The following is a 13,597-nucleotide window of genomic DNA, read 5'->3' as shown; positions in this document are numbered from 1 at the left end:
AACCCGTGCTGGACAAATGTATGGCCTCATGAAGGAACTCTACCCAATTTGTCGCAGCATTACGGGCAACGGTGTACGAGAGACGCTTGCCAGGCTTGGAAAACGCGTACCACTCCACGTCCACGAGGTGGCTTCAGGTACACCTGTGTTTGACTGGATGGTTCCTCTGGAGTGGAACGTTCGGGATGCTTACCTGGCTACGATCGATGGTCATCGCGTCGTGGATTTTAGAGACAACAATCTTCACGTGGTTGGGTACAGTGTCCCCTTCCAAGGGCGGGTCTCACGTGACGAATTAGAATCGCATTTGCATTCCTTGCCCGAGCATCCGGATTGGATTCCATATCGAACGTCCTACTACAAGGGGAATTGGGGTTTTTGCCTTTCGCATCGCGAACGACTGGAGCTCCGTGCAGCTGAGTATGATGTGCGGATTGAGGCAACTCTTGAGAAAGGGAGCCTGACGTACGGTGAGTTATTGATACCAGGCGAGAGTGATCAAGAGATTTTGATTTCCAGTCACGTCTGTCACCCGTCTCTTTGCAACGACAATCTTTCGGGGATCGTCGTCGCGACGATGCTAGCCGAGCTTCTCAGTGGTATGGCCAGGACATATTCCTACCGTTTCCTTTTTATTCCTGGGACAATCGGATCCATTACTTGGTTGGCTAGAAACCAGGATCAAGTCGGGCGGATCCAGGCCGGTCTCGTGCTAACGGGTATTGGGGATGGCGGCGGCGTGACCTACAAGCAAAGTCGCCGAGGCATCAGCTTAATAGATCGGGCTATGGCACATGTTCTCAAGCATCGAGGAAAGTCCTATAGGATAATCGAGTTTTATCCATATGGATATGACGAGCGGCAGTATTGCTCTCCGGGGTTCAATCTTCCAGTAGGCTGCTTGATGCGGACTCCACATGGGGAGTATCCGGAGTACCATACATCTGCCGACAACTTGGAGCTGGTAAAAGCAGAGTCTTTGCAAGATTCACTGGACCTAGTGCTCAACGCCTTGTACGTACTCGAAAATGACACTAAACCTGTTAGCAAGAACCCGTTTTGTGAACCGCAGTTGGGGAGGCGGGGACTGTATCGGGCAATCGCCGGGCAGAAAGAAGGGGCGAGTAGCGAGATGGCGCTCCTATGGGTGCTGAACATGGCTGATGGGGAACACTCGCTCCTGGATATTGCCGAAAAGGCGCAGATTCCGTTCGTAGCTATTCATGCTGCGTCGAAATTGCTAGAAGCGAGTGGGCTGGTCCGCGCGAATGCTGTGGAAGCGAAAGAATCCTGAACAGAGGAGAGTCTATGAACAACGCGGTGTACTATGATGCTCAGGTGACCGATGACGCTCGCCGTCGACTCCTATTTGAAGGGCAGCTATTTGCGTACTCGCCGCGAAAAGCATCGCTTGCATTTGTCGAGTTTGCCAGGCAGTTGATTCGAGACGCCTTTGCCCCGCACGACCCCGAGCATGCGCAGTACCACATATCGGTTGAAGCATACGCAGAAATTTTGGGGAAATTGAAACCGCAGTTCATCCATCATCCAGAGTCTAAGAAGCACATACAGGCTGTGCTCGCAGACCTTGGGTGTGATTTGGGGAAAACCTATTTTGACGTGCCGAAGATGCGAAGTTCCACGAGCGACAACTACTTAACAACCGGTATCGCTTATGCGTGGCATCCCCATCGCGATACTTGGTACTCAGCGCCCATGTCGCAAATTAACTGGTGGATTCCCATTTATGATATTCAGCCGGACAATGCAATGGCGTTTCATCCCCAGTATTGGAATCGTACGGTTGCGAACACCTCAAAAGGTTACAACTACTACGCTTGGAATCAGCAACATCGGGGAGGGCATGTGGCACAGTTTCTCAAGCAAGATCCGCGACCGCTGCCCAGGCCCTCGGGGGCGCTCGATCTGGACCCCCAGCTTCGATTGATCGTTCCTGCTGGAGGCGTGATTATGTTTTCCGCCGCACAGATGCATTCGAGCGTACCGAATACCTCTGGAAAGACTCGATTTAGTATCGATTTTAGGCTTGTTCATCTCGATGACGTACGGTCGAAAGCCGGAGCGCCGAAGGTCGATGAGGAATGCACCGGTACCACTATGCGGGATTATCTCAGAGGAACTGATTTGACTCATATTCCGGATGATCTCGTTGCAATGTACGATGATGGAACTGCTGAGCAGGGGAACCTTACTTATCGACCTACGTAAGGAAGCTGGCGTCTGAAAGGGCATCTGGACTTTGTTGTGATCGATGCACGAGCCTGAGGTAGCGCGATGGTTTGCAGCAGTAATGGGGCTAAACTGTTACGGGTGGGCATCATCGGTACCGGAGATTTTGTCGAGGCTTGCCACATCCCGGAATTGAAGGCCCACCCACGGGTCGAGATCGTAGCTCTCTGTGGGCGTGACTTGCAAAGAACAAGGCTTTTGGCGACTCGGCATGGAATCGCAGAGGCCATGACTGACTACCACCAATTATGTGCCCGCCCTGATGTGGATGCAATCACAATTGCCTCGAGAAACATTGATCATGTGAGTCATGCCATCGCGGCACTTCATGGCAGGAAGCACGTTTTTTGCGAAAAGCCGTTGGCGACGACGGTGGCCGATGCCAAACGGATGGCATCATTGGCCGGCGAGATTCCCGGTATCCATCAGGTAGCATTCACCTACCGGTACTTATACGGTGTCAGGCGACTACGTCAACTTGTGCGTCAAGGGGAAATTGGTGTCCCACATTACATTCGCCTTCAGTACGATACCTGGCAAGGTCTTGAGCAGGGTTTCCAAATCGGTTTCCGGGACAAAATGGAGCTTGCTGGAGGAGGTGTACTGTTCGACGTGGGCAGTCATCTCATCGATCTTGCTGCCCACTTGATTGGGCCAATTGACCAAATTGCGGGCTTAACCGTAAGTGTGCCGCGGCATGCGTTAGATAGTCGCTCCGGAGAGACGTTACAGGTCGAGACAGACGATATGGCCACGGCATTACTCACATTTAAGAATGGCGTGCGAGGCCAAATCTCCATCAGTCGCGTCTCCCCAAGTGTAGGGTCGAAAAGTTGGGTTGAGGTGATTGGGGAGCGAGGCGCACTGAGGGCGCTGCTCAGTAGAGGCTCTGTCGATGTCTTGCAGCGCTCGCAGCCTAGCCGGCCAACTTGGGAAGAAGTCTCCCTTCCGGATGCTGCATCTGACGGGAAGCCGCATTGTTTGGGGCTTATGATGAGAAGTTTTGTCGAAGCATGCTGTCGTGGAGAGTTGGATCTGGAAGTTGATGCGTCATTTCAGGATGGCCTGCTTGCACAGGAGGCCATGGCCGCCGTTGAGCTCAGCGGACGAAGACAGGAGTGGGTTGGTCTTGGCAGGAGCGAAGGAGTAGAAATCGTTGGCCAGAAGGCGTTGAAGATGTGACGTCTAGCAATTCGGCAGGACGCCTGCGTTCCGGTGTGGCCCCATATGATATAGGTGATAGCGGGAAATTAGGCAACCTAAGGAAGTGAGTGGTCTTGTGAATGCTGGTAACGACGTATCGATTGTGATTGAGCCCCCCAAGGGTCTGTTTCGTCTTAATCTCCGCGAAACGTGGCATTACCGCGAATTGCTGTATTTTTTGGCGTGGCGCGACCTGAAGACAAGGTATGCACAAACCGCTATCGGCATTGGCTGGGCTATTGTTCAGCCGTTGTTCACTATGCTGATGTTCACACTCGTATTCAGCCGAATGGCTAATATCCCGTCGGATGGACTGCCTTATTCTGTCTTCGCTCTCACGGCATTGCTTCCATGGGGCTATATGGCGAGAAGCCTGGAACGATGCAGCACCAGCGTTGTAAACGAGGGGGCGCTCGTCCGAAAGGTATACTTCCCGCGACTTATTATCCCGCTCGCGGCTTCGGTTATCGGACTAGTGGATTTCTCTGTAGCGTTTCTCTTTTTGCTGGCCATGATGGGGTGGTATCACATTGTCCCGACCTGGGGAATCTTGCTGTTACCAGTATTTCTTGGGCTTGCGCTATTAACGGCGCTTTCAGTGAGTTTGTGGCTTTCCGCAACAAATGTGAAGTACCGCGACGTAGCGTCGATGGTGCCGCTCGCGACTCAATTGTGGATGTTTGCCTCGCCGGTTGTCTATCCGTTGTCCATGGTTCCCGATCAATGGAAGTTTCTTTATAGCCTGAATCCCATGGTCGGCGTCATCGAGGGTTTTCGATGGGCTTTGCTTGGGAATGCGAGACCGGATTTTGATGCCATGATGCTGAGTGCCGCGGTCGTGCTTGCGCTGTTTGTGGGAGGAGTCATCTATTTTAGGAGCGTCGAGGACACCTTTTCCGACGTCATCTAGCTCGGTCTCCCCAAGGCCTTGGCGTGCGGTCCCATTCATTCTGCGACTGATCGACTGATGCGGTGACGCATCTGAGGAGCGCTGCAAATCTGCCATGAGTGATCTTGTAATCAGCGTTGAAAACCTGTCGAAGCTCTATCGCATTGGCATACAGCAACACAGCCTGCTGACCGATTACCTGACACACCGGGTACGACGGGTATTGGGATCGGACACTGCCAAAACCATGAAGGGCAATCAACAGGCAGATTTTTGGGCACTCAAAGATGTCAGCTTTGAAGCTCGACATGGTGAAGTCATTGGAGTTATCGGCAGAAACGGAGCGGGAAAAAGTACTCTATTGAAGGTATTGTCCCGCATTACTCTGCCAACCAAAGGGCGTGCGCGGATTTTCGGTCGTGTGGGTAGCCTCTTGGAGGTTGGAACGGGTTTTCATCCGGAACTGACCGGACGTGAAAATATCTTTCTCAACGGCGCTATATTGGGCATGCGCCGGGTTGATATTTCTAGAAAGTTTGATGAAATCGTCGAATTCGCGGAGATCGGACAGTTCCTTGATACACCGGTTAAGCGATATTCGAGTGGCATGTATGTCAAATTGGCATTTGCGGTTGCGGCGCACTTGGAAACCGATATTTTGATCGTGGATGAAGTGCTCTCTGTTGGTGATGCGGCATTTCAGAAGAAATGCTTGGGCAAGATGGATGATGTTCGGAAAGGTGGAAGGACCATTATTCTGGTAAGTCATGACCTGCCGACTATCGCAAATCTCTGTCGGCGCGTGATTTGGATGAAAAAAGGCTCGATTGCGGAGGATGGAGATCCGCACCGTTTGATCGAGAGCTATTTGAAGGAAACGTTCAGTCTTGCAAGTACCTCACTGCTTGATCGCACGGACCGATCCGGGGAAGGCGCAATGATCGTGAGTGCGATTGAGTTTTATGATGGGGACGGAAAACGCATCCAGCACGCTATGTCCGGAAAGGAATTGAGGGTGCGGGTTCATTACCACGGTCGTACCAGCAAGATGTTCAGCAACTACAGAGTCCTGGCATCTTTCAATCATGAAGGGCGCGCCTGTTTTGTAATGGCGACGGATCTGGTTGACCAACGGCCATTGTCGCTGTCCGGTGACGGGTATGTTGAGTTTACTGTTCCTGACTTACCCTTGGGTGCCGGCCGGTATTATATGAATGCGGCTATCGAGCACGCGGGAAACACAGCATGCCAGGACTGGGTCGAATCTGCCGGAGAAATTGAGGTCGTAGAGGGGGATTACTACGGCACCGGAAAGCTCTACCCTCATGACGGGTGGCGTGGACAGGGAATGTTTGTCCGGCATACCTGGAAAGCGTCCACTAGGAGCGCATAGGGACACCGGAAAGATGATCAATCCGATGCGGGAAATGAAGCGACGAGTCCGTAGGGTATGCGGCAGTGTGACGCGTGTACAAACGGAATTGCCGCTTGTGGCCCTGACATTCGACGATGGGCCTGATCCCCTCATCACGCCAAGGCTGTTGAACCTGCTGGACAGATATCACGCCCGTGGCACGTTCTTTACGGTCGGCAAGTCGGTTGCTGAGCACCAGGCTCTAATCCGTCGCATGGCGGATGAGGGCCATACGATTGGAAGTCATTCTTGGGACCATTCTGCCTTTCCCTTGATCACAGGAAGGGAGCGGCGGGCACAGCTGATGGCCTGCGAGCGCTCACTGGGAGCATATGGAAGCCGGCTGTTTCGCCCTCCATATGGGGAACTGACACTGGCAGCAAAGGTGGATGCGTGGCGAGCCGGATTTGAAGTCATCGGGTGGAGTGTGAGTTCTGAAGATTGGTATGAGTCCGATGCATCAACTATTGCTGATCTGCTCGTCGAGCGAATCCACTCAGGCGATATTGTCCTATTGCACGATACGATTTATGACCATGGAAAGCCACACCGAGGTCCTGTTCCGGACAGGGATTCATGGGTAGATCGTGAGGCAATGCTGTGCGCGCTTGAAATGATGTTTGAGCGGATTGGATCAAAATTTGAGTTTGTGACAGTTCCTGAATTAATGCGACGAGGGCTACCATATCGTTCTTGCTGGTTCAAGCGGGTCGCACCGTCGCCTGGGCTGGGATTGGTCGAGCGCCTGCTGCAGAAGTGGGGATAGCGGATTTCTGCTAGAACTGAACTGTGTCGATGGTTGTCGGACGATCTGCCGGCGAAGGACGAAGGAATGACCTTAAACCAGACGGCCAATCCAGGTAAAACAGTCGCGGTTGTTGTGCCAGGCTACAACCGTTCTGAGTTTACGCCCGACGAGGAAATCTCGTTTCGTCACCTGGAGCACTTTCTAGGGAAGTACGACAAGTATCTTGTCGTGCCAGAAAGCCTTGCGATCAAACGGTCGGGCTATGAGATTAGTCGTTTCTCCGACAGTTTCTTTGGGAGTGCAATTGCGAATGCGAAGTTGATGTTGTCCCGTCAATTTTATGAGCGATTCGCCGAGTACAAGTATGTGTTGATTTATCAGTTGGATGCGCTGGTCTTTTCTGATCAGTTGCTCGAATGGTGCGACACTGATTTAGACTATATCGGGGCCCCCTGGCTGGCCAGTGCGGATAGTCCTTGGGTTGGCCTGTCTCGTGTTGGGAATGGAGGGTTTTCGCTCAGGAAGGTCCGCAGTTTTCTGCACGTCATTGATTCCAACCGGTATTGGATAGACCCTGATGAATACTGGGCGTCATTCTGTGCGGGGAAACCTGTCTTCCTGCAGTGGCTCAACTGGCCGAGAAAGTTGTGGAAGGGGATTCGTCGTTTCAACGGGGTTCAGCGCGAGCTGTCACAGTGGCATCTTCGTCCTGATGGAACTAAAAACGAGGATCATTTTTGGTCTGATCGCGCCGTCCACTATGACCCGAATTTCAGGGTGGCGTCATTTGAGGCGGGACTAAGGTTTGCCTTCGAAGTCGTTCCACGACATTGCTTCGAACTCAATCATCACAGGTTGCCTTTCGGCTGTCATGCCTGGCCTCGTTATGACCGTTCTTTTTGGGAACCGCACCTACTTGAAGAGGCTAAGTTTAGGGCCTCCTCTGGGTGTAGTGGCTCTAAGACTTTCTCCTCAGCGAAATCGCACCAATAGGTCCTAGTCGGACCCTCGCAGCTCCGTCGATGCCGCTGTCAAAAGTCAGATGTCGTCGCGGGGTGCGAAAATGGATATACGGGAAAATCGGTACTGGTGCTAGAAAGGAATTCTGAGTAGTTCCGAAGCGACGGGAGTGGTGGAGGGGACATGTCGAGCAGTGAAAGTTCTAAACAGGCCAGTAAACGACCTCTTGTCAGCGTGGTGATACCCACCTATAAACGAGCCTCGTTGCTGAAGAAGGCGATAGCATCCGTTTTGGTTCAGGAAATGGCTGGCGAGATGTTCGAGATGGAGATTATCGTCGTCGATGACTGTTCGCCGGACGAGACTCCACAGGTCGTTGCCTCGTTTCCCGGTGTGCGCTACATGAGAATGGAAAAAAACAGCGGTGCATCCGGTGCACGGAACGCGGGAATCAAGCGTGCCAAAGGAAAGTACATTGCGTTGTTGGACGATGACGATGAGTTTTTGACTCACAAGTTGATGGTGCAGGTTCCCATACTTGAAGCACATACCGAAATTGGGGTGGTCTACGGGCAAAGCGTCGTGACCGGATCAGATGTGCCTCTATTGCTGTGGCCTGAAGCCGGCCCATCCGGGCAAGTATTTGAAGAGTTTATTACACGAACCGACGACTTTCTCCATCCGCCTACATGGTTGGTTCGCCGGGAATTGTTCGAGGCCGCAGGATTTTTTGATGAGTCGAAGGCTGGCATGGAGCACTACGATATGGCGCTACGAATCGCCGCATTGACTCCATGGAAATTTTTAGCCGGAGGTCCAGTCGCCCGGGGCCGATTTTCAAAGAAAGGTTTGTGGTACAGCACGATCGCGGATGGTACCAATGAGGTGCAGTTGCCTCAGATTGTTGAGGCGGCATTGGCGAGGTTACCACTAACCGAGGATACTGAGCGGATCAAGCGAAAGGCCAGGGCGGCGGTCTGCGCCAGCATTGCAGGTCAGCGGTGGTTTATTGGTGGAGGCCTCAATCCAACTCGAGAATACCTGTTGACTTCTATTGAACGTGATCCCGGGTTGCTGAATGAACCTTCCGTGAGGACCTGGATCAAGCGTATCACGACGACCTTGGCCGGGAATGCGGGTGAACCCATCGGGGCAGTGAAGGAATTCTGGCGGCAGATTATACGGGCGATAGGGGGGCGATCTGTGGGGCCTCGCTTCAGAGCACGGGCGTTACTTGGCACCATGTTGACTGATGCGGCGCTGTATCTGAGAACCGGATCCCCTCGGAGAGCCTGGCTGGTTGGAATTGGAGCCGTGCTTCATGACCCGCAGTCTTGGATCAGACCCTGGCGTATTATTCGAGTATTCCGTGATCTGAAAGTCGTGCGGGATTCCCCGGTGCCACAGACTGAGGGCGCTGTTTCGTCCAACTAGCGCCGCCTCGCGCGTGGGTTTGTTCGGCCATGAAATTGAGCATCATCGTCCCTTGCTACAATTCTGCTGATACGCTGGGAGAGACCCTTGAGTCGCTATGGGAACAAGCGTGGCCGGGTGAATGGGAAGTGATTGTCGCCGACAACGGCTCGACGGATTCGACAAAGCAGGTGCTTGAGACCTATGTCAACAGAATGTCCGGTCTCAGAATGATCGATGCTTCCGGTAGACGCGGCCCTTCTTACGCACGTAACTGCGGTGTGAAGGCAGCTCTCGGAGAGGTTGTTCTGTTCTGTGATGCCGACGACGTTCCGGCGGATGGATGGGCCGCCGCTATGGCCGAGGCTTTGCTAACAAATGACTTCGTTGCATGCAGGCTTGATACGGAATTGCTGAACCCAGCACCCGTGCGCGCGAGCCGAGGGAATACGCAAGCCTGGGGCCTCCAGCGATTTGCTTTCTTGCCATTCGGGCATGCGGGGGCTGGTACCTTAGGTATCAAACGGTTCCTTCACGAAGCGGTCGGTGGGTTCGATGAATCGCTGCCCATCTGCGAGGATGTCGATTACTGCATGAAGGTGCAGCAGCGTGGAGTGGGACTGCAATTCGTTTCATCGGCCGTCATTCACTACCGATTACGGACGACTCCTCAGCACGTCTACCGCCAAGCGTCGCAGTATGCGAAATACGAGGTGTATCTGTACACCAAGTATGCTCAGGCCGGATCCATGAGTGAAATGTGGCGTTGGCGCAAGTACTTTCAGGCCTGGTGGTTGCTCTTGGGGCGAGCGCCGGAGTTGCTGCGTTCCTCGACCGGAAAGACACTTCTGTTGTGGCGACTTGGCCGCTTAATGGGTTCGTTGAAGGGAAGTATCCGATTTGGCGGTCCTCCTGTGATGGTCGAGTAAGTGTCGGTGGGAGATCTGAAGGCGTACCTGCTTCCTACCAGCGCGGGGGTGAAGTGATGCTAGCTTCGAAGAGTGTTGAAGGGAGTGTGCCAAAGGTAGCCCGATTCCTAGCCGATGGTGTTCTTGGTGGTGCCGGCTTTTTCGTCCTAACACTGGCTGGCTATTGCATCGTGCGTTACGGGATCGCGCCTCACTATGGGGTGCTGATTGTAGTCGGAGGTCTTCTCCTTGCCGCCCTGTTTGGACGCCAAGACCTCAAAGCAAACCTTGCAATTCTGGTTCTCGTAACCGGGCTATCCGTATATGCCGCAGAAGTGGTGATGCTGGTATCGGCCCGAGCCACCCCATCAGATCAGGGCCCAATGTGGCTTCGGTTTGCTTCGGTCTTCTCTGCCGAAGAAGTGTCAGAAACCGCGGGGCGAGCATCGAAGCAAGGAGTGCAATTCGATAGGCGAAGCCGATTGGAGGTTGTCGAAGACTTGGAGCGTCGAGGGGTGCGTGCCTATCCGGCGATGGTCCCGAGCATCCTTCTTCAAGCGAACGCCGAGGGTGTAGAGGAGTCCCAAGTAAAGGCGGGCGGGAAAGAACTACTTCCCTTGGGAGGAATTTCTCGGGTTACGACGGTTTTCTGCAATGAGAACGGTCGGTACACGATCTATGACAGTGATGAGACGGGTTTTCACAATCCGATTGGCAGTTGGAATGTTGCGAGTCTGGAGATGGTCACCGTCGGGGATTCTTTCACGCACGGCGCTTGTGTGCCGTCGGATAAGAGCTTCGTGGGAAAGATTCGGGCAGGTGTTCCCTCTCTGGTCAATCTTGGTATGGACGACAATGGGCCTTTGATGATGCTGGCTTCCATCAAGGAGTATGCTGCCGATCTGAGGCCCAAAATCGTACTGTGGTTTTACTTTGAGGGAAATGACCTCGGCGATTTGCGACGAGAGCGCAATTCGCCTTTATTGATGAATTACCTCCGTCCAGGATTTCGACAACAACTGCGAAATCAGCAGACCCATATCGATGACCTCTTGGCATCCTACGTGGCCAAGGTTCGAGCCGAACAGGTGCCGCAAGTGAGGTTTGAGGAAATCGTCAAGTTACACCATTTAAGGGACAAACTGGCGGTGTTGTTGAAGCAAGTACAGCAACGTGGCATCACACCAGAAGAGCAGCGGTATTTTGCCGAAAATTCAAGCCCGGCGTCGCCGGGTGACATGGAGTTGTTTCGGACCGTTATTGCCGAAGCCCAACGGACGGTTCAAGAATGGGGCGGCCGTTTGTATTTCGTCTACCTTCCACAGTGGGAGCGGTACGCCGGGTCGCCTCACCTGAACCCCAATCGAGACCGTGTGCTTGGCACCATCCAAGAGCTACATGTGCCCATCATCGATGTACATCCGACGTTTGAGTCTATGAAGGACCCATTGAGCCTCTTTCCCTTTCGGCAACGGGGCCACTATAACGAGGTCGGTCACGAACTGGTGGCTTCCCTTGTGCTGAAGGCGCTTCCTGCTGAGCCGGTACGGGCCATCGCGACAGCTACTGGTCGGCTGGAAAACACTGTGTCCTTGCGAAGGCCAGCCCCCTAGCTAATAATAGCAAGCAGAGGTAGACAAGAGTGCGCAAACGGGCTTTGCTGACGGGGGTGGCTGCAGGGGCAACGGTTGTCTTGACTTTGCTTGTCTGCCTTGTCGGTGAGGCTGCTTTACGTATGGTGCATCTACTGAGGGACGGTATTCCGTTTTTTGAAAGTGCGGCCGGTGGCCGCGTTGGGCCGATCACCCTTGATCCCGATTGGGGTTGGCGGGCGACAGATTCCTACGAGGAACAGCTAGTTGAGAAGACGAGTCAGGGGCATCCGTATATCGTCAGACGCTCACAGAAACAATTTGGCTTTCGCCAATTTGGGAATGTGGAATCGGCCAAACCCAAGCTGCTGGTGATCGGTGATTCTTTTACCCAGGCCACGGCAGTATCGGATGAGCGAACCTACCATGCTATTTTGGCGAAGGCATTGGGGGTGGAAGTGTTTGCGTACGGAGCTGGCGGATATGGCACCTTGCAAGAGTGGCTTGTGTTGGATCGCTACCTGGATCTCATCCAACCTGACGCGCTGTTGTGGCAATATTGCGTCAATGATTTCATCAATAACGACAACGAACTCGAGCGGCTGAGTACGATCAATAACAATGGCTGGACGCGCCCTTATTGGCAGAATGGAAAAATCGAGATGTTGTCGCCGAAGGAGTCGGCAGTGCGAATAAGGGAATGGGCCAATCGTAACAGTCGCCTGGCCTATTTCATCCTGAGTCGTGTGGATCGTCTGCGGGCTCGGGCTAGCAAAGACACCGTTGAGATGGAGATTGAGAAGGTTGGGCAATCTCATCCTGGTTTTCGTCGATCAGTGGAAACGACCGACCGCCTGATGGGGTTGGTGCGTCAGCGTGTGGGGAAACGTCCCGTCATGGCGTTCAGTTGCCTCCGCTTTGAGCCATACAGCCAGGCATTTGGAGATATCTCCCGACATCATGACATCGAGTACTGGGATGATGTGGGTGCGGTGGTTCAGCGCGCGGAGGCGGACGGGGAGGATGTGCTCGCTTCGGACAATCATTGGAGCGAGCGCGGTCACGCATTGGTGGCGGAGTCGCTGTTGAGGCACATTCGTGCGCGTGGCGGGCTAATTGCCTCGTATTGAAACTGAAGCAAAGGAGTGAGTCGATATGGGGAACATGCTGGTGACGGGTTCGTCCGGGCTCATCGGCTCGGAGGTCTGTAGCTATTTCCATGGGCAAGGGTGGTTTATTCATGGGGTCGACAATAACAATCGCGCGACCTTTTTTGGGCCCAGCGGTGATACTCGTTGGAATCAACAGCGTCTGGCTGCGCAATTGAAAAACTTCCGCCACCACGAACTCGATATCCGCAATCGGCCTGGTGTGATGGCGTTGATCGGTGAATTGAAACCGGAAGTGATCGTCCATACGGCCGCACAACCGTCCCACGATTTGGCTGCTAAGATACCGTTCGACGACTTTGATACGAATGCGGTCGGGACGTTGAATTTGCTCGAGGCGACACGAATGCATGCTCCAACTACCGTGTTCGCACACATGTCTACGAACAAAGTGTATGGGGACGCTCCGAATGAACTGCCTCTGGCCGAGCAGGCCACCCGGTGGGACTACGCCGCACCAGGCGACTTCGACGGCATCACTGAACAAATGCGAATCGACCAGTCAAAGCACTCTCTCTTTGGCGCGTCAAAGGTTGCGGCTGATGTGATGGTTCAAGAGTATGGACGGTATTTCGGATTGAAGACCTGTTGCCTCCGCGGTGGTTGTCTGACCGGCCCCAATCATTCCGGTGTGGAGTTGCATGGTTTCTTGAGCTATCTCGTGAAGTGCAATCTTGAGGGCAAGAAGTACAATATTTACGGATATAAGGGAAAGCAGGTAAGGGATAACATTCACTCCTATGACGTAGCGCGATTCATCCATGCGTTCATTGAATCTCCACGTTGCGGCGAGGTTTACAATCTCGGTGGTGGGAGGGGAAACAGCTGTTCGATCCTTGAGGCGTTTTCAATGATCGAGAGTATTTCAGGCAAGAAAATGCAATATGAGTACGTCGACAAGAATCGTGAGGGGGACCATATTTGTTACATCAGCAATCTGAATAAAATGATATCTCACTATCCAAGCTGGGGTATTTCCAAGAGCCTAAGAACTATTTTTGAGGAAATTTACCAGTCCTGGGTCAAACGGACTGCCGGAGCCGCATGAGCG

The 13,597-nt window shown here is 53.3% G+C and carries 11 protein-coding genes; all 11 read left to right on the top strand.

Going from position 1 to position 13,597, the window contains the following annotated elements; all coding sequences use genetic code 11:
• Nucleotides 1–16: 16 nt before the first annotated feature.
• The 11 genes from KF814_14380 to KF814_14330 all read left to right on the top strand — a co-directional run bounded on the left by KF814_14380 (nt 17) and on the right by KF814_14330 (nt 13,594).
• Nucleotides 17–1,294 (top strand): DUF4910 domain-containing protein, encoded by a 1,278-nt coding sequence (locus KF814_14380; protein ID MBX3237331.1) that lies wholly within the window; start codon nt 17–19, stop codon nt 1,292–1,294.
• A 14-nt stretch (nt 1,295–1,308) separates the two neighbouring features.
• A complete protein-coding gene (locus tag KF814_14375; protein ID MBX3237330.1) occupies nt 1,309–2,229 on the top strand; it encodes a phytanoyl-CoA dioxygenase family protein in 921 nt (306 codons plus the stop codon).
• A 66-nt stretch (nt 2,230–2,295) separates the two neighbouring features.
• On the top strand, nt 2,296–3,432 hold the full coding sequence (locus KF814_14370) for a Gfo/Idh/MocA family oxidoreductase (protein ID MBX3237329.1): 1,137 nt from the start codon (nt 2,296–2,298) through the stop codon (nt 3,430–3,432).
• An 85-nt stretch (nt 3,433–3,517) separates the two neighbouring features.
• Nucleotides 3,518–4,363: an ABC transporter permease gene (locus tag KF814_14365; GenBank protein ID MBX3237328.1), complete on the top strand. Its 846-nt coding sequence runs from the start codon at nt 3,518–3,520 to the stop codon at nt 4,361–4,363.
• A gap of 94 nt (nt 4,364–4,457) precedes the next feature.
• Nucleotides 4,458–5,735, top strand: a complete 1,278-nt coding sequence (locus KF814_14360; protein ID MBX3237327.1) for an ABC transporter ATP-binding protein — start codon at nt 4,458–4,460, stop codon at nt 5,733–5,735.
• A gap of 13 nt (nt 5,736–5,748) precedes the next feature.
• A complete protein-coding gene (locus KF814_14355) occupies nt 5,749–6,522 on the top strand; it encodes a polysaccharide deacetylase family protein (GenBank protein ID MBX3237326.1) in 774 nt (257 codons plus the stop codon).
• Nucleotides 6,523–6,588: 66 nt separating this feature from the next.
• Nucleotides 6,589–7,497 carry a hypothetical protein gene (locus KF814_14350; protein ID MBX3237325.1) on the top strand — a complete coding sequence of 303 codons (909 nt, stop codon included), beginning with the start codon at nt 6,589–6,591 and terminating at the stop codon, nt 7,495–7,497.
• Between the two features lie 150 nt (nt 7,498–7,647).
• Nucleotides 7,648–8,898: a glycosyltransferase family 2 protein gene (locus KF814_14345; protein ID MBX3237324.1), complete on the top strand. Its 1,251-nt coding sequence runs from the start codon at nt 7,648–7,650 to the stop codon at nt 8,896–8,898.
• Nucleotides 8,899–8,933: 35 nt separating this feature from the next.
• Nucleotides 8,934–9,806, top strand: a complete 873-nt coding sequence (locus KF814_14340; GenBank protein MBX3237323.1) for a glycosyltransferase — start codon at nt 8,934–8,936, stop codon at nt 9,804–9,806.
• 1,621 nt (nt 9,807–11,427) lie between these two features.
• The gene (locus KF814_14335; GenBank protein MBX3237322.1) at nt 11,428–12,507 is read left to right on the top strand and encodes an SGNH/GDSL hydrolase family protein; all 1,080 of its coding nucleotides are present in this window, start codon (nt 11,428–11,430) and stop codon (nt 12,505–12,507) included.
• Between the two features lie 25 nt (nt 12,508–12,532).
• On the top strand, nt 12,533–13,594 hold the full coding sequence (locus tag KF814_14330) for an NAD-dependent epimerase/dehydratase family protein (protein MBX3237321.1): 1,062 nt from the start codon (nt 12,533–12,535) through the stop codon (nt 13,592–13,594).
• Nucleotides 13,595–13,597: the final 3 nt, after the last annotated feature.

The sequence above is a fragment of the Nitrospiraceae bacterium genome, assembly GCA_019637075.1.
GTDB lineage: Bacteria > Nitrospirota > Nitrospiria > Nitrospirales > Nitrospiraceae > JAHBWI01.
Note: the sequence above shows the minus strand (reverse complement) of the source record. Positions and strands in the feature narration are given on the sequence as shown.